The organism is Exiguobacterium sp. NPDC077395, assembly GCF_050269125.1.
Lineage (GTDB): Bacteria > Bacillota > Bacilli > Exiguobacteriales > Exiguobacteriaceae > Exiguobacterium > Exiguobacterium aestuarii_A.
Window position 1 is genome coordinate 207,386 of the sequence record NZ_JBNNHU010000001.1, and the last position, 24,207, is coordinate 231,592.

Sequence of the window (24,207 nt, forward strand, 5' to 3'; positions counted from 1 at the left end):
CTTGGACTTAACTGTTGGCGATACAATAATATTGGATGGCTTCGTTATAGTACGATGCAAGACCTGGTTCGAAGCGGTCATAATAGGCGGTGAATCGCTCATCCGCTACATACATCTGTCCGAGTCCGCTGAACATGTCGAGTGAACAATCGTAAAAGTGTTTGTCGATAAACAGATGATTGTCTCTGACGACCGATTGAACACGGTCATCTTCAATTGCGACTTGTGAACGAAACAAATTGACGAGTGGCGCAACCAAATCGAGTTGCATCTGATTCATACGTTCCCAGTCCGCTTTTGAGCGCTTCGCAGCTCGCTCTTGCGCGATTTTGTAAGCGGAACTGTCTCCCCAACGCTCCTTTACCTCATCATGATGCTTTGCCTCATGTGCTTGAATCTCTTCATAAGACAATCCTTTGAACAGTGATTTGTCATCCATTGGAATCCCTCCTTTGAGTGAGGTGAGGGTCTTTTCCGCCGTCTCCGCGAGTTGCGCGAAATAGGCGGCTTTTTGTCGTAACGCCTCGACATGTTCGTTCAGTACTTCGACTCGATCAAACGCCGATGCATCAAGTAGTTCTCCGATTTGATCGAGCGGAACGTCGAGTGTTCGATACAGTAAAATCAGCTGTAGACGCTCGGCATCACGCGACGTATAACGGCGGTAGCCATTGTCGTCACGCATGGGGACGAGTAATCCAATCGAGTCATAATGTCGAAGTGTCCGCGCCGTCGTGCCGGCGAGTGACGCAAGTTGTTGAATCGTATACATCCCTTCACCTCCTTAGCACAAGCGTAAAGGTTGACGTCACGTCAAGGTCAAGCCTGTTTTTCGAATAATGAAAAGCCGTTCCGTTCCCCGATGTAACGGAAGCCAAATTGAGGGTAGTATCCATTCAAGAACGTGTTGTCTGCCACGCAATCCAATCGAACGGTCGAAGCAGTGTGAGAGAGGGCATATTGCATCAAGCGTTCACCGATTCGCTCTCCTTTTACCTTCGAGTCCGTGACGAGTCGGTGCAAGTAGACGGCACCGTCCGGGTCATTCCATAGATGATGATCCCAATCGGTCGGTGGGATGAGACTGACGGCACCGACGACATGGTGGTCACGTTCATATACAAATACAGTCCCTTTCGTTAAATCGTGGCGGACATAATCCGAGCGACTCGGCTCTAAATATTTGACCCATTGGGACTTCCCGGCTGCCTGAAATTCTTTCGCTTTCTTTACAATCAATTGGTCGATGGCTGAAAAATCATCAAGTGTAGCAAATCGAAACATGATGAGGCACCTCGCTTTCATTTCTTTTCAAAATCGTGTAGGGTACACGTTGAGTATGCTGATGAAACATCTTTGTATCATCGAATGTTTTTTGGTAAGATAAATTTATTGCATCGTGCAAACGATTGCGCTAATGATATAAAGTTCACAGCACGAATAAGATAATTATAAATGATGAGCAGTGAGTTTTGGGATAAGGAGTATCTAGATCACATGCAACTTTTACAACGAGAACAACAACAAACACAAACGCTTAAACGCAACTGGTGGAAAGAAGCCGTCGCCTATCAAATCTATCCACGCAGTTTTTATGACGCGAACGGAGACGGAATCGGAGACATTCAAGGAATCATTGATAAGCTCGACTATTTGAAAGACCTTGGCATTGACGTCATCTGGATTTGCCCGATGTATAAATCGCCAAACGATGACAATGGGTATGACATTAGTGACTACCAAGACATCATGGACGAATTCGGTACGATGGAAGACTTCGACCGTTTATTGGACGAGGTGCATCAGCGCGGTATGAAACTGTTGCTCGACCTCGTCGTCAACCATACGTCGGATGAGCACCCTTGGTTCATTGAATCGAAGAGCTCAAAAGACAATCCGAAGCGCGACTGGTATATTTGGCGTGACGGAAAACCGGACGGATCGAAGCCGAATAACTGGGAATCCATCTTTGGCGGCTCGGCTTGGGAATTCGATGAAGCGACGGAGCAATATTACTTGCACGTCTTCTCGAAAAAACAGCCAGATCTCAACTGGGAAAACGCTGAGATGCGTACAGCCGTATACGACATGATCAACTGGTGGCTCGAAAAAGGAATCGACGGGTTCCGTGTCGATGCGATCAGCCACATCCGCAAGAATCCGACGTTCGCCGACTTGCCGAACCCGAACGACCTCGACTTTGTACCGTCGTTCGAGATGCACATGAACGTGGACGGGATTCACGACTATCTAGAAGAACTTCGTGACGAGACGTTCAATAAACATGACATCATGACGGTCGGTGAGGCGAACGGGGTATCACCTGACGATGCGCACCTTTGGGTCGGTGAAAAAGAAGGGAAGATGAACATGGTCTTCCAATTCGAACACATGGACCTATGGAGTGAGGACGCCGATTCGAAACTCGATGTCGTCCACTTGAAGAACGTGTTGACGAAATGGCAAAAAGGACTTGAGGCTGACGGATGGAACGCCCTTTACGTCGAAAATCATGACCAGACGCGTACGGTCTCGAAATGGGGAGACGACGAGCGTTACTGGAAAGAAAGCGCGAAGTCGATTGCGATGATGTACTTCCTCATGCAAGGAACGCCATTCATCTATCAAGGTCAAGAAATCGGGATGACGAACGTCAAATTCGATTCAATCGATCAATATGACGATATCGCGACACGCAATCGCTACTATATCGGTGTCGAGCAAGGGAAGAGTCATGACGAGATGATGCGTATCACGTGGAACTCGTCACGCGATAACACGCGCACTCCGATGCAGTGGAGTGATGCACCGAACGCCGGCTTCACATTCGCAGAGAAGCCATGGGTCGGCATCAACCCGAACTATACAGACATCAACGTCGAAGCACAGCTTGAAGACGAGGACTCTATCTTTAACTTCTATAAAGAGATGATCCAACTCCGTAAAGACGATGAGACGTTTGTATACGGGGCGTATGATGTCGTTTTACCGGATCACCCGGAAGTCTATGCGTATACGCGTACGCTCGGGAACACGCAGTACCTTGTCGTCACGAACTTGACGGCGAAAGAGACGATGTTCGATATGGACCAGACACTTCGTGCGAAAGATGTCGTCTTGAGCAATATGCCGGTCGAGGGCGATGCAGAATCGACGCTTCTTCACTTGAAGCCGTTCGAAGGCCGCGTGTATAAAATCAGCTAATTTTTCAGTACCTCAAGGTCGTGGACGAGAATTCGTCTACGGCCTTTTTTGTTGAACAAAGGGGATAACGGCGACTTATGCGAACTCCTTATACGGAGATGAAGAAGGAGGAGACGTAGATGAAACTGTTATTAACGTCAGCAGGTATAAAGAACGAAAGCATCAAACAAGCACTTCTCGAGTTATTGGACAAGCCGATTGAAGAGTGTGAGGCACTCTGTATCCCGACAGCCATCTATGCGTTGAACGGTGGAACGCAGCATGCATGGAACTTTTTCAAGGGGGATTTCTCGACACCGATGTGCGAACTGGGCTGGAAGTCGATCGGGGTGCTCGAACTGAGCGCGCTCCCGAGTATCGATGAATCGGTATGGAGACCGGCATTTGAACGAGCGGACGTGTTATTGGTGAACGGTGGCGATCCGCTGTTTTTACATCATTGGATGAAACAGTCCGGGGTGGCGGCGTTACTCCCATCTTGGGAAGGCGTGTATGTCGGATTGAGTGCCGGCAGCATGGTGATGACCCCACGAATCGGGGAAGCATTTGTCGGATGGCGTTCATCTGATGAGCAGAGCGATGAGACGCTAGGGTTTGTCGACTTCTCAATCTTTCCACACCTCGATCACGAGATGCTTTCGGAGAATACGTCACGAGATGCGGCAGAGTGGGCGGAAGCGTTACAGGCACCCGCCTATGCGATTGACGACGAGACTGCGATTCGTGTGAATGAAGGAAAGGTCGATGTGATTTCGGAAGGAAAGTGGAAGAAGTTTTTCTGACTGTATAAAAGTAATAGGAAGGGGACCTGAAAGATTGAACCGATTTACGCATCAACGAAAAACGAATCGAATCGTTGTACGACCGTTAGAGAAACAAGATTATGACGCGTGGTTAAGTGGATTTACAAATCGTCTTGTTTCGCAACATGAGTATGACCCTGGGAAATTAGACATGAGCGACTGTACGTCCGTTTGGTTTGACCAGCTAGTCGACAATCATCAGGCACTTGCGCTTGAAGACGAGGCACATGTCTTCGCCATTTTCCGACTCGACGATGGGACACACCTTGGTATGGTGGATTTTTCTACTCTTGCGCGAGATGCGTTTCAATGGGGGAGGGTCGGGTATACGATTCATAATCAGCATTGGGGTCAAGGGTATGGCACAGAAGCAGTCGACCTGGCGATGCGTATCGCTTTTGACGATTTGAACTTTCAACGAATCGAGGCACATATCAATCTCGACAATGAGGCGTCGGTTCGTCTCGCTGAGCGTGTCGGCATGTCGTACGAGTGTACGAGAGAAGGGTTTATCTATGAGAATGAAGAGTGGGTAGACCATCTCGTCTACGTGAAAACAAAGCGCCGTCGATAGAACGACTCCTACCACATATGGTACGATGAGTTGACGGAAAGGGGGATGAGCATGGCGATTGAACCACTTCGCGTGCGTGTCCAGCAAACAACACGGATGAGTGATATGTCAGAGGCGATCGAACTTTCGGCTGACGGCTTATATTATCCATTGAAGACTGGCTTTATTTTAATGTTTGACCAACAACAAGAGGACGGACCGGTCCCGACGACAATCAAGTACACGCCGGAACGATTGGCGCTGATCTGTAAGGGACCAATCGAGATGAATCACTCCTTCATCGAAGGTCGCTTCACGCAAAGCTTATACAAGAATCCATATATGTCGATGACGATGGCGACGACGACATCGCGCCTCGATGTGGCAGAAGAATCATGTACGTTCGTATATGAGTTGTCCATGAATGAAGAAGATGTTGGCATATATGAAGTACATGTCACATGGACATTTGAAGGAGGAGAAGACTGATGAACTTTACAGAACGCGTAAACAAGATTGAAGAGATGTTGAACGAAGACTGGTTCGAGATGCTCGAAACGAATGAGGAAGAGTATGAAGAGTGGCGCGGTCGCCTCGAGGACCATGCCGAACAAGTCATCACGCACTACGATCAGGAGAACGGTGTCGATGTCAATTCGATCGATAAACTGCTTCAATTGAACGATGAGTTCCCGCTCCTTTACGGAGAGGACACCGTTCGCCTGTATATCGCACTCATCGAGGCACGTCCAGAGGACAAAGCGGTCTACGATCGGTACGTCGATTATTTGGCAGCCATCAGTGATGCATCGCACGAACAGTTCTTACATTTCCATACGCTCGTCGAAGCAGGGCGGTTAGAAGAAGCGAGACAACTCGCTCCACACATGCCGCAACGTCTCGGACTCGAAGAATAAGCATACCGAAAGTGTCATCTGAACAAGGTGGCACTTTTTTCATGTTTGAAAGGGGACAAACCTTGACGAGAACGTCCATTTTATTTCGAGTGTGCGTTCCTTAAGATGAAGGAACAAGGAAATCAATTTAGAGAGCGCGAATGGAAATGAATAAAGGGGGAAATGTGATGTTAAGACTAATCAAGACGTCTGTCGAACAAAAAGAACAGATTCTCGCATTTTTAGAAGAATGGTACGAACGAGATGAACGGATCGTCCCGACCTCGGTGGACCGAGAAACGACAGACTTCGAGGCATACGTTAACACGTTACGTCAGAAAGAGTTACGTGAGAACATAGAGGAAGGCAGGGTCCCTAGTACGACGTATTGGCTCACGGACGGAGAGGAGCTTCTCGGGGCGGCGAACATTCGTCACGAGTTGAATGAATCGCTCTTGAAAATTGGTGGGCATGTCGGATACGGGGTGAAACCGAGCGCGCGTGGGCGAGGACTCGCTACGATTCAATTACAACTTGCGCTTGAGAAAGTGAAAGAGCTAGGCATTGAGCGTGCCTTAATTACGTGTGATCGGACAAACGTCGCTTCCCGTCAAGTCATTTTAAACAACGGGGGCGTCGCGGACACACCGTATACGGAAGAAGACGGGACGATTGTCGAGCGGTTTTGGATTGATTTGAGAGGATGAAGACGAGATGGCGAACTGGATCATCATCTATTTGGCGCTGATTAACTTCTTCGGCATCTATTTGTTCCGGGAAGAGACCGTTCCTTCAAAGAAGTGGTTCTCTTTCTCGAGCGGGGTCGCCATCACGTACTTCTTCATGTATCTCTTGCCGTCGCTGAATAAACGCCAGGACACGCTCCGCATCGATTGGTTGAATCTGGCCCTACCTTCAGAGATTTACATCGTCAGTCTCATCGGGTTTACGTTGTTCTACGGTACGATGCGGTTCGTTCGGACGCCTCACTTCCAAGATGAAGCGGTCGATCGGGCCGTTTCGTATTGGCTACAGGTGACGCTCCTCACGGCATATATGACATTTTCGGCGTATGTGGTGACGGCCGACTCCGTGACGTTCGTTGCGAGAAGTTTCTATGCGACGGCGCTCGGTGTCCACTTTTTGGCGCTCGGACATGACTTGAACCGGCACTATGGAGAACGTTACATGCGACAAGGACGCTACTTGTTGAGCGGTGGGATTTTGCTCGGTGGGTTCTTTTCACGCTGGATTGACTTGGCCGCGCACGTCGAAGCGCTCTGTTTTGCGTTCGTGGCCGGGGCGATGATTCTCAATATCGTGAAGTTTGAACTCCCGTCCGACCGAAATCTGCACTTCCGTACATTCGTATTGGCCGTATGCAGTTATGGGGGATTATTGCTCATCTTGAAACATCTTCTAAACTTCTGACGAGAACTTCACAAAAATGAATGACTGTTCATTCATCATTTGATATACTGAATTCAAGATTGAATCCGTTTTCAAAAGGGGGAGTTTTGGGGATGTCTACATTTTTAATCGTCAACTGGATTCTATTCTTGCTCGTCCTCGGCTATGGGGTGTATTTATTTGCTTCGCTGGTTCATCAGCGTTATACATTCATCAAGCTCGGGAAGAAGGCAGAATGGAGCCAAACGAACAAAGAACGACTCGAACAGGTCATGATCAACGTGTTCGGTCAAAAGAAATTGTTAAAGGATAAAAAGAGTGGCGCCATTCACGTCATGATGTTTTACGGCTTTATCCTCGTCCAATTCGGGGCGATTGATTTTATTTGGAAAGGACTAGCGGTCGGAACACGTTTCCCACACATCCCGCTCGGTCCACTCTATCCAATCTTCACGTTCATGCAAGAAATCGTCATGCTCATGATTCTCGTCGCGGTCGTTTGGGGATTCTACCGTCGTTACGTCGAGAAGCTCGTGCGCTTGAAACGAAACTTTTTAGCAGGTCTCGCCCTCATCTTCATCGGCGGGTTGATGGTTTCCGTCTTGTTCGGGAACGGGTTTTACCTCGTTTATAAGGAAGAGCTCCCGATGTGGGGTGAACCGGTCGCGACACTCATCGGTTCAGCGTTTGCTTGGGTACCGGGTCCGGTCGCTTTCGCCTTGTTCGTCGTCTTCTGGTGGATGCACCTCTTATTCTTACTCAGCTTCATGGTCTACATCCCGCAAGGCAAACACGCGCACTTGATCGCCGGGACGCTCAACGTCTGGCTCGGGCGCACACACAAAGTCGGTCGCTTGGCACCTGTTGATTTTTCAGCGATGGAAGAAGCAGAAGAATCAGATGAAGAAATCGTCTTCGGGGTCAACAAGATTGAAGACTTTAACCAGAAGCAACTCGTCGACTTGTACGCTTGCGTCGAGTGCGGACGTTGTACGAATGTATGTCCGGCAACAGGAACAGGGAAGATGTTGTCTCCGATGGACTTGATCGTCAAACTTCGTGACCATATGAATATGAAAGGTGCGGCGGTCACGAGAAAATCGCCGTGGGCACCGGCACTTATGTTCCAAAACACGCAAGGTGCTGAAATCGCAGCAGCGGCGCAAGATGGCCATATACTCGTCGCAGACGAATTGATCGGCAACGTCATCACGGAAGAAGAAATCTGGGCGTGTACGACATGCCGAAACTGTGAAGATCAATGTCCGGTCATGAACGAGCACGTCGATAAAATCATCGACCTTCGTCGTTACCTCGTCATGATGGAAGGGAAGATGGATCCGGAGGCGCAGCGCACGGTCGCAAACATCGAGCGTCAAGGAAACCCGTGGGGAATGAACCGGAAAGAACGCGAGAACTGGCGCAAGGATACAGAACTCGTCATCCCGACGGCGAAAGAAAAGAAAAAAGCAGGCGAAGAATTCGAATACCTCTTCTGGGTCGGCGCGATGGGCTCTTACGATAGCCGTAGTCAAAAAGTCGCGCAGAGCTTTGCGAGCGTCTTGAACAAGGCGGGCGTCTCATTCGCTATTCTCGGAAATGAAGAGAAGAACTCAGGAGACACACCACGTCGAATCGGAAACGAGTTACTCTTCCAAGAACTCGCCGAAGCGAACATTAAATTGTTTGAGAAGTATGGGGTGACGAAAATCGTCACGGTCGACCCACACGCTTACAACACATTCAAAAATGAGTATCCAGACTTCGGACTTGATGGTGTGAAAGTGTATCACCATACGGAGTTACTCGCCGAATTGCTCGATACGGATCGGATTCAACCTGACCTTCAAGTGAATGAACGTGTCGTCTATCACGACTCTTGTTACCTCGGTCGTTACAACGGCATTTATGATGCACCACGATTCGTCCTCGAACGGATCCCGGGTATCGAACTCGTCGAAGCGACACGTAACCGTGAAAACGGTATGTGTTGTGGAGCCGGTGGTGGTCTCATGTGGCAAGAAGAGAAAGTCGGGACACGTGTCAACGTGGCTCGGACGGAACAATTGCTTGAAACGAAACCGACAGTCATCGGTTCGGCATGTCCGTACTGTTTGACGATGTTGTCTGATGGAACGAAAGCGAAGGAAGTCGATGAGACGGTCGGCACGTTCGACGTCGTCGAATTGCTCGATCGCTCGCTGAAAGCCATCGAGATACCAGAACCGGTTGTACAATAATGCAGAAAGGCACGGTCCGCGGACCGTGCCTTGTTTGTTTATTGCATTTCAGCTGTAGAGAGAAGCGAAGAGGTCAGGTGAGATAAACCTTGTGTCGTCTCGTTGATGGAGGAAATGGTTTCAACCATCTGTCCGAGATCTTGTTTGTTCCGTTCAAACGAAAGGACGTATTGCCCCATTTCTTCTTGAACGGTCGAGAAACTAGCCTTGACGTCGTTCAATTGACGCATCGCTTCATCGTTCGTCCGATGCATATGCCCCATTTGATCGAAGAGTGCTGCGATATTGGCTTCATTTTCATGAATGAGCGCATTGATTTGACTGCTCAGTTGTTTCGCGTTCTCCGCGAGTGTGCGCACTTCGGTGGCGACGACAGCGAATCCTTTCCCGTGTTCACCCGCTCGAGCCGCTTCGATTGAGGCGTTTAAGGCGAGCAAGTTCGTTTGATTGGCGATTTGTTCGATACTTCGCGTCATGCTGACGATTTCTTGAGAACCATTTTTTAGAGCTGTGATGCGATCGAGCGAAGTGTCTACATAAGTAGCAGATTGTTTGAATTCGACTTCCATCTGTTCGATTTGTTCGCCGTTCGTATGTGTCAACGTCATCAAGTGGCGACTCATCTTTTCCGTTTGTTCCGTTTCCGCAAGGACTTGGTGCGCGCGATTGCTTGTTTCAGACATCGCTTGTCCCGTTCGGTCCATCGTCGTAGCGACTTCTGCACTGACGCGTGAGACGTCGCTTAACAATGTGGCACGGGCCTCATTCGCGGACTCGAGTTCATCGAGTCGGGCGTTCACGTATTGTTCGGTAACGATTTGAGCGTCTAAGTTCATCGCGTGTGATAACGCCAAAAGCGATTCTGTCAAAGTCGCCGGGTCATGTTGATACGTCTCGACGACTTTTGGGATGAGCAAGGTATTGAACGCGGAATACGTCGCGAGGAACCAGACGACAGGGACCGCGAAGTGGTGATGTGTCTGTCCCATTCGTTTTCGCATGGCTAAGAATTTGTCATCGATGTTTCCCGTCAACAAACTGCGGAAATAATCGGCGAATACGTTCTTTAAACGTTCCCTCGTTGATGAAGCGTTTGCGATGCGAACCATTTCGGGTTGAAGCATTAAGTGGTCGAGCACATTTTCAAGTACTTCATCTAGCACGGACTCCACGAGCGGAGCCATGTCTTGTAGACGTTTCACTTGAGAGGCCGTATAGCCCATATAATGAGTACGTCCGCTCAAACTCGAGTCAGACGGCTTGGCGATTGTCTGAATATCAGGAAAACCTTCTGAAGCAACGAAACCTGTTGAGGTTGTCTTTCGAAAAAGTGCCATATTTTATTCTCCTTTTATGTCATATCTAAATTGGCGTTCTCTTCTATATCGACAGAAGTGTGAAGAAACTGAGAAGTGAATGTGCTCATGAACGGGTTCACGTAGAAACGAAAATGGGAAAGATGGATAGGAGAGCAGTGTAGCTATGTTCAAACGAGAGGTGACTTTTCATGAAACGAGTAATCCTACTCATGATCATCGTCAGCGCACTTAGCAGTCAGATTCTGCCGCAAATCTTATTTTTGTCGATTATGGCGGTCGAAGAAGGGGTCGGACGATTGATCCCGTTCCTTATTTTTTACGTATCGAGCATGTCAGGACTCTTGTTGTGGGTTTATGTGATCGGACGACGTGGCTCAAAGGATACGTTTTTAGTGGCCTTAGGTACACTTGCCGTCGGGTTGATCATTTTTTTACTTCCATTTGAACGTGCGATTGAATGGAGTGCTTTTTTAGTCGGGGTTGGCTCAGTGGGTGTCGGTTCCATCATGACGACGATTTTGTCGCAGTTGAATGAGTTGGCAAATCGCGAGAGTGAAACAACGTCGAAACAAGGAAGTTCATGGCCGCTCGTCCTCATCCTATTGAGCTGGATCGTTTTATTTTCGTATGCGCTATTCCAATCGTATTCGTGGGCGGTCGGGCTGTTCCTCATCAGTCTGGTGCTACCTTGGCTATTCGTACGCAAGTTACCGCTTGAAAAGTCAGCAACGTGGCAACTAGAGACTGCCTCCTTTTTGCGCGCATTCCTTGCAGTCACTCTTTTCACATTGATCAGTCGGTTGCTCAGTCTGTTGGAAGGCGCGCGCGGCTATATCGAAGTGTTTGCCTTGATGGTCATTCTGCTCGGATATGTCGGTTGGCTCTTGTTTCAAAAGCGGATGCAATTATTTATTCGAGCGAGTCGTACGCGACAAGTCCAACTGTTATCTTTTGTGATTGGTCTGTTCGGGGGATGGACGCTCATTGGTGCTGTGTTTGTCAGTCTCGCCCTCTATTCGTTTCTACAACTTCTTCTTTACGTATTCATCCCGTTTTTAGCAGGCGTGCTCGGTTGGGTACTCTTCAGCCGGGTGTATGATTTTGCGAGACATCCGTATTTGGTCCTACTTGGATCATCCCTTATCTTTTTCCTTGGATTCATACATCCTGTCGCTTTCATACCCGTGTTATTCGTAAGTGGATACACGCAGACGATGTACTCGAGCGCAGGGCATGATTATTTGTTTTCAAAATATGAGACGAACAAAGAGTTTGCCTCACTGCTCATTCAATTGTGGAAGCGGTTCGGGATGGTCGTGTCCTACTCATTTCTGATGGTCGGTTTGTTAGGGTACGGTCTATACGTCGGACAGACCGTCAATGCGGAATTGTCGTTTCAAATTCCGAGAGGATGGATGTTTGGCGTTCTGGGACTGACGTGGTTGTTCAATATCGGGTTGATTAGTTTGTATTGGTTCCGAATCAAAACGGAGACATCGAACGATTCATAATTTCCTCTAGCTTTTTCATATCGCTTTTGTTTATAATGAGGAGTGATGTTTAACTAGTGACGGAAAAGGAGTGTCCTTTAATGAATAAATCGTTGATTGATTTCGTTTATGAACTTCTCCAAGAAACTGGCGAGCAGCCTGTTTCTTTTGATGAGATTCGCGAAAAAATCAAGCAAAACTATACGTTTGCGAGTGAAGAAGAAGAGCTCGAGAAAATCGCACAACTTTACACCGATTTGAACATCGACGGGTTGTTCGTCAACTTGGGAGCAAACCGTTGGGCGCTTCGTGTTTGGTACCCATTCGACAAGTCGGATGAGGATCTCGTCATCGAAGCACGTCAACGTGGTGAACTTGACGAATTCGAAGAAGAGTTCGAAGAAGCAGACGAAGGCATCGTCGATATCGAAGATGACTTGGATGTATTCGCAAAAGTAGAAGATTATGATTCATCTGAATTTGACGATGAGGACGAAGAAGAAAAAGTAGAAGGCCTTGATGACTTCAAGGACGATGACTTGGACGACGACCTCGATCTCGAAGACGAGGATGATTTATAAGAGACCGCAAAAAGCCGGGCATCGCGCCCGGCTAGGCGTGTCTCTTTTTCTTTTTTAGTCGTTTTCACCGACTTGAAAAAAAGAAAAAATAATATCTTGACGACTGTATCGTCTCTGGCGTAAATTAGTCATGGGCTAGTTTAGCACGTAACGATGCAGCAAAAGTGTCCTCCATTCACGGGGGCACTTTTGCTTTTTTTGTTTTTTCGTTTCCCGATGGTTGGTATTCAAGAGAGGAGAAAGAAACATGACAAAGTACATTTTCGTAACAGGCGGGGTAGTATCTTCGCTCGGTAAAGGGATCACGGCAGCTTCACTCGCGCGTCTACTCAAAAATCGAGGACTCAACGTGACGATTCAAAAGTTTGACCCATACATCAACATCGACCCAGGTACGATGAGCCCGTATCAACACGGAGAAGTATTCGTCACAGATGATGGCGCTGAGACTGACCTTGACCTCGGACACTATGAGCGTTTCATCGACATCAACTTATCGCAAAACGCGAACGTCACATCAGGACGCATTTATTCGACTGTCTTGAAAAAAGAGCGTCGTGGAGACTATAACGGTGGAACGGTTCAGGTCATTCCACATATCACGAATGAAATCAAAGACCGTGTCTTCCGTGCAGGTCGTGAGACGAACGCTGATGTCGTCATTACAGAGATTGGTGGAACAGTCGGAGATATCGAATCTCTTCCGTTCATCGAAGCCATTCGCCAAGTAAAAAATGACATCGGGAAAGAGAACGTCATGTACGTTCACTGTACGCTCGTTCCTTACCTTCGTGCGGCAGGTGAGATGAAGACGAAACCGACGCAACACAGCGTCAAAGAGCTTCGCAGCTACGGGATTCAGCCAGACATTATCGTTCTCCGTACAGAGCACGACATTCCGGAAGACATGCGTGAGAAAATCGCACTCTTCTGTGATACGCGTAAAGAGGCGGTCATCGAAGCACAAGATGCGTCGACACTTTACGAAGTACCACTTAACCTCCAAAAACAAGGAATGGACCAACTCGTCAACGACTACTTCGGTTTCAACACACCGGCTGCCGACATGACGGCTTGGAAAGAGCTCGTTCACACGGTCACGCACCTTGAGAAAAAAGTGAAAATCGCACTCGTCGGGAAATATGTCGAGTTGCGTGATGCGTATATCTCAGTCGCAGAGGCGCTTAAGCACGCAGGTTATGCGTTCAACGCGGACATCGACATCGACTGGATCAATGCAGAAGACGTGACAGCTGAAAATGTCTCGGACATCCTCGGCGATGCAGACGGTATCCTCGTTCCTGGTGGGTTCGGTGAGCGAGGAATCGAAGGGAAAATCGAAGCGACACGTTTCGCTCGTGAAAATAACGTCCCATTCTTCGGGATCTGTCTCGGGATGCAACTCGCAACGGTCGAGTTTGCCCGTAACGTCTTGAAGTTGGACGGTGCACATACGGCTGAAATCGACCCATCGACACCATATCCGATCATCGACCTTCTTCCAGAGCAAAAGGACATCGAAGACCTTGGCGGCACACTCCGTCTCGGACTCTACCCATGTAAACTCGAAAAAGGGACGAACGCACACGCCGCATACGATCAAGAGCTCGTATACGAGCGTCACCGTCACCGTTACGAGTTCAACAACGAGTACCGTGAAGCGTTTGAAGCAGAAGGCTTCAAGTTCTCAGGTACGAGCCCGGATGGTCGTCTCGTAGAAATCATTGAGATTCCAGAACACAAGTGGTTCGTGGCATCACAGTTCCACCCAGAGTTGATTTCGCGTCCAGAACGTCCACAACGTCTATTCCATGACTTCATCCAAGCGTCACTTGGAGAATAAATGATTGAAAGCCACGATCTGAAATCGATCGTGGTTTTTTCTACATCAAAAGCATGAGATGGAAGGTGCCCTTGGCAGGATACATCCCCTTCACTTTCTGGGTACACTAGAAGTAGAACGGGGAGAGGGTGATGGCTCATGAAAGAACGACATTCGATTTATCTTGGATACGGATTGGGGCTCGTCGCGCTCAGTCTGTTGCCGTTTGTCGTCTTACCTTCCCTCCTATTGCCGTACCAGCTCGGGTGGACGGGCATTGTCTTACTCGCCCTCTCGGTCGGACTACTACGGGCGATTCGGGACGGCTCGAACGTCATCCTAAAACAGATGTGGAAAATTACGTTCTCTCTCTTCTTGATTTTCGTTCTCGTCTATTATGTCTCGTTCGGACTTGTTCTCTATGACACATACGGATTAGATCGTCTATTAGAGCAATATGAACGACAGGCGGTCTGGGTGTTTGCAGCATTCAGCTTTTTACAGCCGATTGCCTTGCCGGTCCCGGAAGCGGTCAGTGTGCCGATTGGAAGTGTCGCGCTCGGACCGTTTCGTGCGGCTTTAGTCGGGAGTATCGCGACCACGCTTGGTATCTTTGTCATGTATGGGTTGGCCCGGTTCGGTCGTGAGCGGATCATCCGCTGGGTCGATGAGGAGAAGTTGAAGACGTACGACCGATATGTCGAGAAGTATGGTCTTGGCATTTTGCTCGTCTTATTCATCATTCCGATTTTGCCGGACGAGGTCATCTGTCTTGCGGCCGGATTCAGTCGCGTGCCGTTCCCACGTTTCGCGGGCATCGCGTTCGGTGCAAAACTCGTCACGTCGTTTGGGCTTGCCTACTCCGTCTCCATTGGCCAATTGTTTATGACCGATTCGAGTCCGATTGCCATCGCTTCCGTCATGGCGAGTTTGATTGTCTTGATCCTTGCGTTCATTTGGCGTAAGCGAAAAAAAGGGGATTCGAACGGGACGCAAGAATAAGGTAAGGACGATCTTTAGAGAGGAAGACAAGATGCGACAAGACAATGAAGTGGTCATTCGACCGATTGAAGAACAAGACTTATCACGACTATGGGAATTGATTTATCGGGATGCGACACCGGAGTGGAAACAATGGGACGCCCCTTACTTTGAACACAAGGCGATGTCCTACGAAGAGTTTCAGCAAATCGAGCAGTCGCTCATCCAAAAAGATGACATGTGGGTCATTGAAGTGGATGGAACCGTATATGGGACCGTTTCTTATTATTTTGAGGATGCCGGACGAGAGTGGCTCGAGATGGGCATCATCTTGCATCAGTCCGACCGCTGGAATCGCGGTGTCGGGACGCGTGCCCTTCGTCTATGGACCGAACATCTATTTGAGACGCTACCAGTCGTTCGTGTGGGTTTGACGACGTGGTCAGGAAATGAGCGTATGATGCGGGTCGCTGAAAAAGTAGGGATGCAACTGGAAGGTCGAATCCGTCAAGTGCGTGTCGTGAACGAGAAGCGCTATGATTCGATTCGGATGGGTATGTTACGAGAAGAATGGAATGAAAAAACGTTGAGGACATGATGAACCTCAACGTTTTTTCTTATGGTGTGATTGACGATATTGTAGGGGAGTCATGTTTTTGTAAGTCTTAAATGTACTGATAAACGTTGTACACGATGAAAAACAATACGACTTCGCGATGGAGCAAATAGGTAATGAGGTCACGATTAAATCGTTCATTGAGGCCTCAATCCGACGTCTGCGAATGCGTTCTGCAATGGTTTCACCCGTCTCTTGTTTAAATAAGGAAGATAAATAATTGTTAGATAACCCGACTCCAATCGCTACGCTTGATAAAGACAGAGTGGGATCAGTTAAGTGTTCCTCAATCAATCGGATGGCAGACAGAACGCGATGATCCGAAGAGTCTTGTGAGGAAATGAATGACATCATCGTAGCCAATGATTCTGTAACGACAGGGATCGCATAGACAAAGTCGAGTGGGGTATGGAGTTCATCGACCAGTCTCAACAGCGCACTTGTGTAGGCAAGTGATGTTTGAACATTTGAATTCGAGACAGGAACAAGGCGACTCACATGATAGGTGAGTCCTCGAAAGTAAAGTCGAACCCCATGATACTCATCAATCATAGGATGCTTTAACAAATCGAGTGTCAATGTTTCTAGCAACGTGTTGGCTAATTGAAGTTGATTGGTTTGAAGAGCCCGTATAATCTGCTCATCCAATTCGTAAAAATTTTCCACGTAACTTTGATCTGTGAAATGATTGTTCTCTCGAGCGAGATGAGTTAAAAATTGTTGTCGGATTCTATTTTCCATATAACGGTTCACTTCTTTCCTTGCGGGTAGAAGCGATCAAGAATGCTCATTTAGACGCATGTCGTTTCGTTAGCTGTTTTAGCTCCGCGATTTCTTTAGTAAATGCTCGTTCGTGTGATTCTGAAGAATCTTGCATTTGTTGTTGAATGGCCTGGCTTTGCTGTCGAAATGCTTCCGTTTTGCGTTTAAATTGCTGCTGATACTGACGGTGTTGTTCATGGTGTAAATTCATATCTACTGGTTGATCTACCATTAGGATAGAATGCCCCTTTCAACAAAAAATCAAACAGACTGACCCAACGCATCGTCAATACTAGATTAAAATTGTGTGATAAATGTGAAAAGTTGAATACATAAAATTTAGAAAGAAAATTAAATAAAAATGTGTCGAATATGTGTCTAAAATGTGTCCGCGACCACAAAGAAGCGACAGACAAAAAACATGTCTGTCGCATACTAACGTTTTATTTCACTTCTTGATCTTTAATCGGGAACCAACCGGCACGAGTTGTGATGGCGTTCCAAAGTGGGGCGGGAACAGCGAGTTCGGCTTGTTTGTTTAAATCGAGTTCTGTCTCAATCTCGTCTTCGCGGTCCGATTTCACTTTTTCAAGCCATTCCGGGTCGATGATGAGTTCGCGACCGAGTGCCGCAAGGTCGACGACCTCGAGTGCGTCTTCGACTTGCGCCGGACGCTGAAGTTGCCCGACTCCGATGAGCGGGATGGCACCATTGATTCGTTTGGCGATGCGGTCAATCGAACGTTCCGTGACGTTCTCGTCACGCATGGAAGCCGTATTGAAGTTCCAGAGAGACGCGTGAATATAATCGACGCCTTCTTCTAAAATCATATCGAGCAACACATCCGTGTCGTCGAGCGTGATGCCTGGCTCTTCAATTTCTTCTGGTGAGAAGCGATAGCCGACGAGGAAGTTTTCTGCATCTGCGGCTGCTTCTTTGACACGGCGAATGACTTCGCGTGGGAACGTCAAACGTCCATGGACATCACCGCCGAAGCGATCTTCACGGCGATTGGAGTGCGGTGAGAAGAATTGTTGAATCAAGTAGGTGTTCGCTCCGTGAATCTCGACTCCGTCAAATCCGGCTTCGATGGCGCGACGCGTCGCTTCGCCGAACGCCTCGATGATGGCTTCGACCTCTGGCGTCTCGAGGGCACGTGGTGTAGCGGCGCCTTCGCGGACAGGTGCGACGGCACTTGCACTGACAGGTTGTTCGTTCGGGACGAGTTCAGGTGGTGACATCCGTCCGGCGTGGAAAATTTGAAGGATGGCTTTTGCGCCTTCCGCTTTTAAACTTTCTGCCAATTGACGGAGACCCGGGATGAATTTGTCGTCATTGACCCCGAATGCGTTCGGGAACCCTTTCCCGTCTTCTGTCACGTAGGCGCAAGCCGTGATGGCGAGCCCGACGTTTTGCGCCCGCTTCCGATAGTAGGCGAGCTCATGCTCGGATACTTCGCCCGTTGGCTCGGATGAGTAATGTGTCATCGGTGCCAACACGAGGCGGTTCGGTACTTCGACGCCATTTTTGAACTGAAAAGGTTGTAACATACGTTTCATCTGAAATCCTCCTTCAACATGATACCTTGAAGTCTAAGCTTCTCAACTCAAAAATGCGAGTCGGATGCTTGTGAAACGACACATTACAGATTGCTCAAGCGTAAGAGATGATTGAACTCAAAAGAATAGGGTATAATACAGGAGAAAAGTTGATATTCGGTTCGAGACAATAGAGAGACCACAACAGAAGGGGGAAGCCTTGTTTTTGTTGTGGTCTCTTTTTCTATTCATTGAACCGCACTTACTATAGGAGGGAATAAGATGGAAATCAGAAATTTCTCAGCGAAAGAACGAGCGAAACGATATGAGCAACTGACAAGTGAACGTCATGACGTTCTTGTTGTCGGTGGAGGGATTACCGGAGCGGGGATTGCGCTCGATGCGTCGTCGCGTGGGATGAAGACAGCTGTCCTCGAGATGCAAGACTTTGCGGCAGGGACATCAAGTCGTTCGACGAAACTTGTTCACGGGGGACTCCGCTATTTGAAACAATTCGAAGTGGCGCTCGTCGCGGAAGTCGGGAAAGAGCGTGCGATCGTATATGAAAATGGTCCACACGTCACAACGCCGGAGCAAATGCTCTTACCGATGCACAAGGGAGGCACATTCGGTCCCTTCTCAACATCGATCGGACTCATGGTATATGACTTCCTCGCAGGTGTTAAACGTGCAGAACGTCGCATGATGCTCAAACCAGATGAGGTCATCAAAAAGGCACCGCTCGTGAAAAAAGATGATTTGGTCGGAGGCGGTTATTATGTCGAGTACCGCACAGATGATGCACGATTGACGATTGAAGTGGCGAAAGAAGCAGCGAATCATGGTGCGCTTCTCATGAACTACGCCAAAGTGACAGGGTTGATTTACGAAAACGGCAAAGTGGCCGGTGTACACGTCGAAGACCAGATTGACGGGTCGACGTATGACGTCTATGCGAAGAAAATCATCAACGCGACCGGTCCATGGGTCGACGAGTTACGAGAAGAAGATAACTCGAAAAAAGGAAAGCAGCTTCGCCTGACAAAAGGGATTCACTTGGTCATCGACCAGTCGAAATTCCCGCTCAAACAAGCAATCTATTTCGATACACCGGACGGTCGCATGGTCTTTGCGATTCCACGCGGAAACAAAGCATACGTCGGAACGACGGATACGTTCTTCGATAAAAACAAAGCGCATCCACGCATGACGACGGAAGACCGCGATTATATTTTAGAAGCCATTCACTATATGTTCCCAGACGTCCATGTCACAGCGGATGATGTGGAGTCGAGCTGGGCAGGTATTCGTCCGTTGATTTATGAAGAAGGAAAAGACCCTTCTGAAATTTCACGTAAGGACGAAATCTGGCAGTCAGACAGCGGCTTGATCACGATTGCTGGTGGTAAATTGACAGGGTATCGCAAGATGTCGGAAACGGTCGTCGACCTCGTTGCAAAACTGTTGAAAGAAGAAGACGGTGTCGTCTATTTGGCTAGCCGGACGAAGCATATGCCGATGTCAGGTGGTCACGTCGGCGGTTCGAAAGGCTTCAAAGACTTCCTTGAGAAGAAAACAAAAGAACTTCAAAATCATGGCTTAGATGCAAACCATGCGGAAGAACTCGTTCGTCTATACGGATCGAATATCGATCGTGTCATCGAACGGATGGATGCGAACGCATATGACCTTCCTGAAATCGTCTATGCGCAATTGGTTTACGGAATCGAAGAAGAATCAGTCGTGCGTGCCATCGACTTCTTAATTCGCCGCACGGGCGCAATGTTCTTCGATATCGACTTCGTCCGTCAATATAAAGACGGTGTCCTTCGCTGTATGGCCGATGTCTTCAAATGGTCAGATGAGCGTTTGAAAGAGGAACGTGAAGAGGTCGAGAAAGAGATTGAAATCGCAGTCGTTCCAGTGACTGTCGAATCATAACATCCAACGCGTCACACGAGAGGTTCATTCTGAACAGGATGAGCCTCTTTTTGTCGAATGGTTTCATGACTTCGGAATAACGGTATATCTCATAAGTAGTCACTCTCACGTTGAAGGAGAACTGTTTATGATAAGAAAGCTCATCGCCGTCTTACTAATCGGCGTTCTATTCATAGTAGGCTGGCGTTATGTCAATCTGGATCGTCTGTTAGCCGATGTGTATTATGTCAAGGTCCCGAGCGCGGAAGTGGCAACACAGACATCGCACGGATATCGGTACGATCTCATCGGCTACGATGAAGATGGGAAGAAGCGACCGCTCGCCATTGCGACTCCCTCATTATTAGCAGAAGGGGACTTTCTGAAAGTGTATGTCAAAGAAGAAGCTCCCGAAGTAACCGATTATGAACGTGTGAACGCGCTAGAAGTACCTGCACAGTTGAAAGAAGAACAACAAGAAGATACCGAGTCATCGTTCCCTTGATTTCAAAAGATAGGCATCGCGAAAAAGAAGCGAGTTTGGTATGGTTAAAATGTTTGATTATGGAAAATGATGAATGAAAGAAGGGACATGCATGTCACGGATGTTGATTGCAGATGACCAGGACGGAATTCGTACGATGCTCGCACAAGTGTTCACGAACATGGGTGTTGATGTGGACACGGCGCAAGACGGCATCAAAGCCTGGGAGTTTTTAGAACGAGAGCAATATGATTTAGTACTTCTCGATATGAACATGCCCCGTATGTTCGGTCATGAGGTATTGCGTCGAATGAGAGAACAAGAACTAGAGACACCTGTCATGATCATGACGGCATTCGGAGAAGAAACGGTGATTGACGAGGTGCGTCGTCTCGGAATCACTGCACAATTTGAAAAGCCGTTTGATATATACGGAATGATTGAAAAAGTGAAAGAAGTCTTGAAAATTTGACGTTTCGTCACCAAGATGACATATGTAAACGCTTGCGCTAAGCCATTTCTATGCCCGAATAGCATAGGCACATGTTTTACGGTGTGTTATAATGGGAACGAATTGCACGGGGGAACTTTTCCCAAACGTGTATAATAGCGAACAGACAGGAGGATGTCATTATGCCATTAGTATCAATGACAGAAATGCTTAACAAAGCATTCGAAGGCAAGTATGCAGTCGGCCAATTCAACATCAACAACCTCGAGTGGACGCAAGCGATTCTTCGCGCTGCGGAAGACGAGAAATCACCAGTAATCCTCGGTGTATCAGAAGGTGCAGCGAAGTACATGGGTGGCTTCACAACAGTTGTCAAAATGGTTGAAGGTCTCATGCACGACTACAACATCACTGTTCCAGTTGCAATCCACCTTGACCACGGTTCTTCATTCGACAAGTGTAAAGCAGCGATCGACGCTGGATTCACATCAGTCATGATCGACGGTTCACACCACCCGATCGACGAAAACGTCGAAATGACGAAACAAGTTGTCGAGTACGCGCACGCTAAAGGCGCTTCTGTTGAGGCAGAAGTCGGTACAGTTGGCGGCGAAGAAGACGGCGTCATCGGTGGCGTACAATACGCTGACCTCGAAGAGTGTGTACGTGTAGTTAAAGAAGCGAAAGTAGATGCACTTGCTGCAGCACTCGGTTCTGTACACGGACCATACCAAGGTGAGCCGAAGCTTGGCTTCAAAGAGATGGAAGAAATCGCGAAAGCGACACAAACTCCACTCGTTCTTCACGGCGGATCAGGTATTCCTGAGCACCAAGTTAAAAAAGCAATCGAGCTCGGACACAGCAAAATCAACGTTAACACTGAGTGCCAACAAGAGTGGACTCGTGCGGTACGTGAGAAGCTTGACGCTGACTCGAAAGTATATGACCCACGTAAAGTTATCGGACCTGGGATCGAAGCGATCTACAACGTCGTAACTGGCAAAATGCGTGAGTTTGGTTCTAGCAACCAAGCATAATCCTGTTTGATCAAGTCGGTTCTCTATGAGAACCGACTTTTTGTATGTTCGACTGACATCAGGCTCTGAATCTGACAAAGGGTGTAGTAATTCACCTGTTCTTTCCTCATAATAGAGATTGTAAGCGATCACAAATTGAGGAGGAGACACATATGCGTTTTTTCATTGACACAGCAAATGTGCAAGACATCAAACAAGCTCATCAGATGGGCGTCATCGGGGGCGTGACGACGAATCCGTCGCTCGTCGCGAAAGAAGGTGTCGACTTCCATACAAGACTTCGTGAAATCTGTGAGATCGTCGGGGATCTCTCAGTCAGCGCGGAAGTTATTGCACTCGATGCAGAGGGTATGGTGGAAGAAGGAAAGGAACTTGCTGCCATCGCGCCGAATATTACGGTAAAGGTACCGATGACACCAGCGGGGATGGAAGCGGTCAAGCAGTTTAAAGAGCTCGGAATCAAAACGAACGTGACGCTCATCTTTAACGCGAACCAAGCGTTACTCGCGGCACGTGCCGGTGCTTCATATGTTTCTCCATTCATTGGACGTTTGGATGACATCGGTCAAGATGGACTCGACCTCGTCGAGACGATTGCCAACATCTTTGCGATTCATGGCATTGAGACAGAAATCATCGCGGCCTCTGTACGTCACCCGGTTCATGTGACGAAAGCCGCACTCCTCGGGGCCGATATTGCGACAGTCCCTTACAAAGTCATCGAACAGATGATGAAACATCCGCTCACAGACAAAGGCATTGAGCAGTTTTTAGCGGATTGGAACAACGCTCAATCCAAATAAGTCCGTCGTAGAAAGGTTTTGATCAGCGTGGAAATTCTCCATATCGTTGGGCAGCAAAAATTAGAAGGAATCGTTGAGATTAGCGGGGCGAAACAAAGCGCTCTCCCTTGCCTTGTGGCTGCACTTCTCACAGAAGAGTCGGTGACGATTGAAAACGTCCCGATGATTGAGGATGTAGAAGTGATGGTCAACTTGTTGAGAGAGCTAGGGGTTCGGGTCGAACGTGAGGGCGAACGGATGACCATTCATTCGAATGAAGCTGTCGCCATGCCTCTTCTCGGCTCCGAGACGCGGAAAGTTCGTGCCGCTGTCTATTTACTCGGTGTCTTCGCCGCTCGATTCGGAAAAGGGGCGGTCGGGCTACCCGGAGGATATGCGATTGGTCCACGACCGATTGATTTACACTTGAAAGCGTTGGAGCGTCTTGGCATTCATGTCGAAAATGAATCTGGACTTTATCATGTCCGGGTCGAAGAACTCGTCGGGAATCGAATTTATTTGGACTTACGGTCGTTCGGGGCAACTGTGAGTGCGATGCTTGCGGCGGTCTTGGCGAAAGGCACGACGGTCATCGAGAATGCGGCCTGTGACCCTGAAGTCGTCGATGTGGCCACGATGCTCACATCGATGGGCGCACACGTGAGTGGAGCGGGTACCGATGAGATTCGTATCAAAGGAGTCGAACGTTTGCATGGGTGTACGCATACGTTAATCCCCGATCGCCTCGAGGCAGGCACGTTCATGATGTTCGGCGCGGTGTCGGGTAGTGTGACCGTGCAACCGGTCATTCCGACGCACTTAGAAGGGGTCATCCAAAAACTATTGGATTATGGTGCGGAAGTGAAAGTTGGCGAGGAGTCGGTGACGGTTACCGCCAATCAATCTTTGCCGACAGACATTCGCGTGTTCCATTATTCAGGATATCCGAGTGACTTGCAGCCGATCATGTCAGCGGCTTTGTTGAAGGCAGACGGGACGAGCGTTGTCACGGACAAATTGTATTCCCAACGATTCCGACATATCGCCGAGATGCGCCGAATGAACGCGCAAATCACGCTAGAAGATGCGTCAGCTGTGATTCGCGGAGGAAATCAACTCGCGAACGCAGAAATGGAATGTACAGATGCGCGAAGTGCCGCGGCACTCGTTTTATCAGCACTTCAGGCGTCTGGAGAATCGACGTTACTTCATGCAGAACGGTTGAATGATTCATACGTCGACTTTGTCGGCAAATTAAAACAACTCGGTGCGCTCGTTTGGGTGGAAAATCACACCGGGGCATAAAGGGGAGATTTCG

The 24,207-nt window shown here is 48.4% G+C and carries 25 protein-coding genes; 19 read left to right on the forward strand and 6 right to left on the reverse strand.

Translation table 11 applies throughout. The features are described 5' to 3' along the window. Positions 1 to 7 precede the first annotated feature (7 nt). Complete coding sequence (locus ACQKD4_RS01175) at positions 8 to 772, reverse strand: MerR family transcriptional regulator (RefSeq protein ID WP_427372189.1); 765 nt, start codon at positions 770 to 772, stop codon at positions 8 to 10. 47 nt (positions 773 to 819) lie between these two features. Then, complete coding sequence (locus ACQKD4_RS01180; protein WP_427372190.1) at positions 820 to 1,284, reverse strand: GNAT family N-acetyltransferase; 465 nt, start codon at positions 1,282 to 1,284, stop codon at positions 820 to 822. A gap of 213 nt (positions 1,285 to 1,497) precedes the next feature. On the opposite strand from ACQKD4_RS01180, the gene ACQKD4_RS01185 reads away from it, so the two are divergent. The 8 genes from ACQKD4_RS01185 to ACQKD4_RS01220 all read left to right on the forward strand — a co-directional run bounded on the left by ACQKD4_RS01185 (position 1,498) and on the right by ACQKD4_RS01220 (position 9,106). After that, positions 1,498 to 3,204 (forward strand): glycoside hydrolase family 13 protein, encoded by a 1,707-nt coding sequence (locus tag ACQKD4_RS01185; RefSeq protein ID WP_214759787.1) that lies wholly within the window; start codon positions 1,498 to 1,500, stop codon positions 3,202 to 3,204. 119 nt (positions 3,205 to 3,323) lie between these two features. Continuing rightward, on the forward strand, positions 3,324 to 3,986 hold the full coding sequence (locus tag ACQKD4_RS01190; protein ID WP_427372191.1) for a Type 1 glutamine amidotransferase-like domain-containing protein: 663 nt from the start codon (positions 3,324 to 3,326) through the stop codon (positions 3,984 to 3,986). Between the two features lie 34 nt (positions 3,987 to 4,020). Further along, positions 4,021 to 4,581, forward strand: coding sequence for a GNAT family N-acetyltransferase (locus ACQKD4_RS01195; protein ID WP_427372192.1), 561 nt, complete (start codon positions 4,021 to 4,023; stop codon positions 4,579 to 4,581). A 51-nt stretch (positions 4,582 to 4,632) separates the two neighbouring features. Further along, entirely contained in the window at positions 4,633 to 5,049 is a 417-nt protein-coding gene (locus tag ACQKD4_RS01200; protein WP_427372193.1) for a DUF1934 domain-containing protein, read from the forward strand. Further along, positions 5,049 to 5,477: a hypothetical protein gene (locus ACQKD4_RS01205; RefSeq protein WP_074035800.1), complete on the forward strand. Its 429-nt coding sequence runs from the start codon at positions 5,049 to 5,051 to the stop codon at positions 5,475 to 5,477. The genes ACQKD4_RS01200 and ACQKD4_RS01205 overlap by 1 nt, the downstream gene beginning before the upstream one ends. 167 nt (positions 5,478 to 5,644) lie before the next feature. Continuing rightward, on the forward strand, positions 5,645 to 6,163 hold the full coding sequence (locus tag ACQKD4_RS01210) for a GNAT family N-acetyltransferase (protein ID WP_427372194.1): 519 nt from the start codon (positions 5,645 to 5,647) through the stop codon (positions 6,161 to 6,163). Positions 6,164 to 6,170: 7 nt separating this feature from the next. Next, complete coding sequence (locus tag ACQKD4_RS01215) at positions 6,171 to 6,887, forward strand: hypothetical protein (protein ID WP_214694601.1); 717 nt, start codon at positions 6,171 to 6,173, stop codon at positions 6,885 to 6,887. 92 nt (positions 6,888 to 6,979) lie between these two features. Next, positions 6,980 to 9,106 (forward strand): (Fe-S)-binding protein, encoded by a 2,127-nt coding sequence (locus tag ACQKD4_RS01220; RefSeq protein ID WP_427372195.1) that lies wholly within the window; start codon positions 6,980 to 6,982, stop codon positions 9,104 to 9,106. A gap of 38 nt (positions 9,107 to 9,144) precedes the next feature. Here ACQKD4_RS01220 and ACQKD4_RS01225 read toward each other — a convergent pair whose 3' ends face one another. Further along, the gene (locus ACQKD4_RS01225) at positions 9,145 to 10,443 is read right to left on the reverse strand and encodes a methyl-accepting chemotaxis protein (RefSeq protein WP_427372196.1); all 1,299 of its coding nucleotides are present in this window, start codon (positions 10,441 to 10,443) and stop codon (positions 9,145 to 9,147) included. 170 nt (positions 10,444 to 10,613) lie between these two features. On the opposite strand from ACQKD4_RS01225, the gene ACQKD4_RS01230 reads away from it, so the two are divergent. The 5 genes from ACQKD4_RS01230 to ACQKD4_RS01250 all read left to right on the forward strand — a co-directional run bounded on the left by ACQKD4_RS01230 (position 10,614) and on the right by ACQKD4_RS01250 (position 15,897). Then, positions 10,614 to 11,936, forward strand: a complete 1,323-nt coding sequence (locus tag ACQKD4_RS01230; protein ID WP_427372197.1) for a hypothetical protein — start codon at positions 10,614 to 10,616, stop codon at positions 11,934 to 11,936. A gap of 80 nt (positions 11,937 to 12,016) precedes the next feature. After that, the gene (rpoE, locus tag ACQKD4_RS01235) at positions 12,017 to 12,496 is read left to right on the forward strand and encodes a DNA-directed RNA polymerase subunit delta (protein ID WP_012727404.1); all 480 of its coding nucleotides are present in this window, start codon (positions 12,017 to 12,019) and stop codon (positions 12,494 to 12,496) included. Positions 12,497 to 12,743: 247 nt separating this feature from the next. Continuing rightward, on the forward strand, positions 12,744 to 14,339 hold the full coding sequence (locus ACQKD4_RS01240; protein WP_031422194.1) for a CTP synthase: 1,596 nt from the start codon (positions 12,744 to 12,746) through the stop codon (positions 14,337 to 14,339). 138 nt (positions 14,340 to 14,477) lie between these two features. Continuing rightward, positions 14,478 to 15,320, forward strand: coding sequence for a TVP38/TMEM64 family protein (locus ACQKD4_RS01245; RefSeq protein WP_427372198.1), 843 nt, complete (start codon positions 14,478 to 14,480; stop codon positions 15,318 to 15,320). A 31-nt stretch (positions 15,321 to 15,351) separates the two neighbouring features. Continuing rightward, complete coding sequence (locus ACQKD4_RS01250; protein WP_427372199.1) at positions 15,352 to 15,897, forward strand: GNAT family N-acetyltransferase; 546 nt, start codon at positions 15,352 to 15,354, stop codon at positions 15,895 to 15,897. Between the two features lie 6 nt (positions 15,898 to 15,903). On the opposite strand, the gene ACQKD4_RS01255 is transcribed toward ACQKD4_RS01250, so the two are convergent. The 3 genes from ACQKD4_RS01255 to ACQKD4_RS01265 form a co-directional block, all read right to left on the reverse strand. Further along, positions 15,904 to 16,656, reverse strand: a complete 753-nt coding sequence (locus ACQKD4_RS01255) for a helix-turn-helix domain-containing protein (RefSeq protein WP_427372200.1) — start codon at positions 16,654 to 16,656, stop codon at positions 15,904 to 15,906. Between the two features lie 46 nt (positions 16,657 to 16,702). Beyond that, entirely contained in the window at positions 16,703 to 16,909 is a 207-nt protein-coding gene (locus tag ACQKD4_RS01260) for a hypothetical protein (RefSeq protein ID WP_427372201.1), read from the reverse strand. 211 nt (positions 16,910 to 17,120) lie between these two features. Further along, positions 17,121 to 18,236, reverse strand: a complete 1,116-nt coding sequence (locus ACQKD4_RS01265; protein WP_427372202.1) for an NADH-dependent flavin oxidoreductase — start codon at positions 18,234 to 18,236, stop codon at positions 17,121 to 17,123. A 261-nt stretch (positions 18,237 to 18,497) separates the two neighbouring features. Here ACQKD4_RS01265 and ACQKD4_RS01270 point away from each other — a divergent pair, with 261 nt between their 5' ends. From ACQKD4_RS01270 to murA, 6 genes are all read left to right on the forward strand, one after another. Then, positions 18,498 to 20,156, forward strand: coding sequence for a glycerol-3-phosphate dehydrogenase/oxidase (locus ACQKD4_RS01270; protein ID WP_224862317.1), 1,659 nt, complete (start codon positions 18,498 to 18,500; stop codon positions 20,154 to 20,156). A gap of 127 nt (positions 20,157 to 20,283) precedes the next feature. Next, entirely contained in the window at positions 20,284 to 20,640 is a 357-nt protein-coding gene (locus ACQKD4_RS01275; RefSeq protein ID WP_427372203.1) for a DUF1093 domain-containing protein, read from the forward strand. Positions 20,641 to 20,731: 91 nt separating this feature from the next. Next, positions 20,732 to 21,091, forward strand: coding sequence for a response regulator (locus ACQKD4_RS01280; RefSeq protein ID WP_074035830.1), 360 nt, complete (start codon positions 20,732 to 20,734; stop codon positions 21,089 to 21,091). Positions 21,092 to 21,252: 161 nt separating this feature from the next. Continuing rightward, a complete protein-coding gene (gene fba, locus ACQKD4_RS01285; RefSeq protein ID WP_214694578.1) occupies positions 21,253 to 22,107 on the forward strand; it encodes a class II fructose-1,6-bisphosphate aldolase in 855 nt (284 codons plus the stop codon). Positions 22,108 to 22,259: 152 nt separating this feature from the next. Further along, positions 22,260 to 22,910, forward strand: coding sequence for a fructose-6-phosphate aldolase (fsa, locus tag ACQKD4_RS01290; protein ID WP_337874995.1), 651 nt, complete (start codon positions 22,260 to 22,262; stop codon positions 22,908 to 22,910). Between the two features lie 27 nt (positions 22,911 to 22,937). Then, entirely contained in the window at positions 22,938 to 24,194 is a 1,257-nt protein-coding gene (gene murA / locus ACQKD4_RS01295) for a UDP-N-acetylglucosamine 1-carboxyvinyltransferase (protein ID WP_427372204.1), read from the forward strand. Positions 24,195 to 24,207 lie beyond the last annotated feature (13 nt).

What these genes read in the sequence shown, in the direction of transcription:
- ACQKD4_RS01175 (WP_427372189.1), bottom strand. Translation starts at nt 772, where the DNA reads ATGTATACGATTCAACAACTTGCGTCACTCGCCGGCACGACGGCGCGG.
- ACQKD4_RS01180 (WP_427372190.1), bottom strand. Translation starts at nt 1,284, where the DNA reads ATGTTTCGATTTGCTACACTTGATGATTTTTCAGCCATCGACCAATTG.
- ACQKD4_RS01185 (WP_214759787.1), top strand. Translation starts at nt 1,498, where the DNA reads ATGCAACTTTTACAACGAGAACAACAACAAACACAAACGCTTAAACGC.
- ACQKD4_RS01190 (WP_427372191.1), top strand. Translation starts at nt 3,324, where the DNA reads ATGAAACTGTTATTAACGTCAGCAGGTATAAAGAACGAAAGCATCAAA.
- ACQKD4_RS01200 (WP_427372193.1), top strand. Translation starts at nt 4,633, where the DNA reads ATGGCGATTGAACCACTTCGCGTGCGTGTCCAGCAAACAACACGGATG.
- ACQKD4_RS01205 (WP_074035800.1), top strand. Translation starts at nt 5,049, where the DNA reads ATGAACTTTACAGAACGCGTAAACAAGATTGAAGAGATGTTGAACGAA.
- ACQKD4_RS01210 (WP_427372194.1), top strand. Translation starts at nt 5,645, where the DNA reads ATGTTAAGACTAATCAAGACGTCTGTCGAACAAAAAGAACAGATTCTC.
- ACQKD4_RS01215 (WP_214694601.1), top strand. Translation starts at nt 6,171, where the DNA reads ATGGCGAACTGGATCATCATCTATTTGGCGCTGATTAACTTCTTCGGC.
- ACQKD4_RS01220 (WP_427372195.1), top strand. Translation starts at nt 6,980, where the DNA reads ATGTCTACATTTTTAATCGTCAACTGGATTCTATTCTTGCTCGTCCTC.
- ACQKD4_RS01225 (WP_427372196.1), bottom strand. Translation starts at nt 10,443, where the DNA reads ATGGCACTTTTTCGAAAGACAACCTCAACAGGTTTCGTTGCTTCAGAA.
- ACQKD4_RS01230 (WP_427372197.1), top strand. Translation starts at nt 10,614, where the DNA reads ATGAAACGAGTAATCCTACTCATGATCATCGTCAGCGCACTTAGCAGT.
- rpoE (WP_012727404.1), top strand. Translation starts at nt 12,017, where the DNA reads ATGAATAAATCGTTGATTGATTTCGTTTATGAACTTCTCCAAGAAACT.
- ACQKD4_RS01240 (WP_031422194.1), top strand. Translation starts at nt 12,744, where the DNA reads ATGACAAAGTACATTTTCGTAACAGGCGGGGTAGTATCTTCGCTCGGT.
- ACQKD4_RS01245 (WP_427372198.1), top strand. Translation starts at nt 14,478, where the DNA reads ATGAAAGAACGACATTCGATTTATCTTGGATACGGATTGGGGCTCGTC.
- ACQKD4_RS01250 (WP_427372199.1), top strand. Translation starts at nt 15,352, where the DNA reads ATGCGACAAGACAATGAAGTGGTCATTCGACCGATTGAAGAACAAGAC.
- ACQKD4_RS01255 (WP_427372200.1), bottom strand. Translation starts at nt 16,656, where the DNA reads ATGGAAAATAGAATCCGACAACAATTTTTAACTCATCTCGCTCGAGAG.
- ACQKD4_RS01260 (WP_427372201.1), bottom strand. Translation starts at nt 16,909, where the DNA reads ATGGTAGATCAACCAGTAGATATGAATTTACACCATGAACAACACCGT.
- ACQKD4_RS01265 (WP_427372202.1), bottom strand. Translation starts at nt 18,236, where the DNA reads ATGAAACGTATGTTACAACCTTTTCAGTTCAAAAATGGCGTCGAAGTA.
- ACQKD4_RS01270 (WP_224862317.1), top strand. Translation starts at nt 18,498, where the DNA reads ATGGAAATCAGAAATTTCTCAGCGAAAGAACGAGCGAAACGATATGAG.
- ACQKD4_RS01275 (WP_427372203.1), top strand. Translation starts at nt 20,284, where the DNA reads ATGATAAGAAAGCTCATCGCCGTCTTACTAATCGGCGTTCTATTCATA.
- ACQKD4_RS01280 (WP_074035830.1), top strand. Translation starts at nt 20,732, where the DNA reads ATGTCACGGATGTTGATTGCAGATGACCAGGACGGAATTCGTACGATG.
- fba (WP_214694578.1), top strand. Translation starts at nt 21,253, where the DNA reads ATGCCATTAGTATCAATGACAGAAATGCTTAACAAAGCATTCGAAGGC.
- fsa (WP_337874995.1), top strand. Translation starts at nt 22,260, where the DNA reads ATGCGTTTTTTCATTGACACAGCAAATGTGCAAGACATCAAACAAGCT.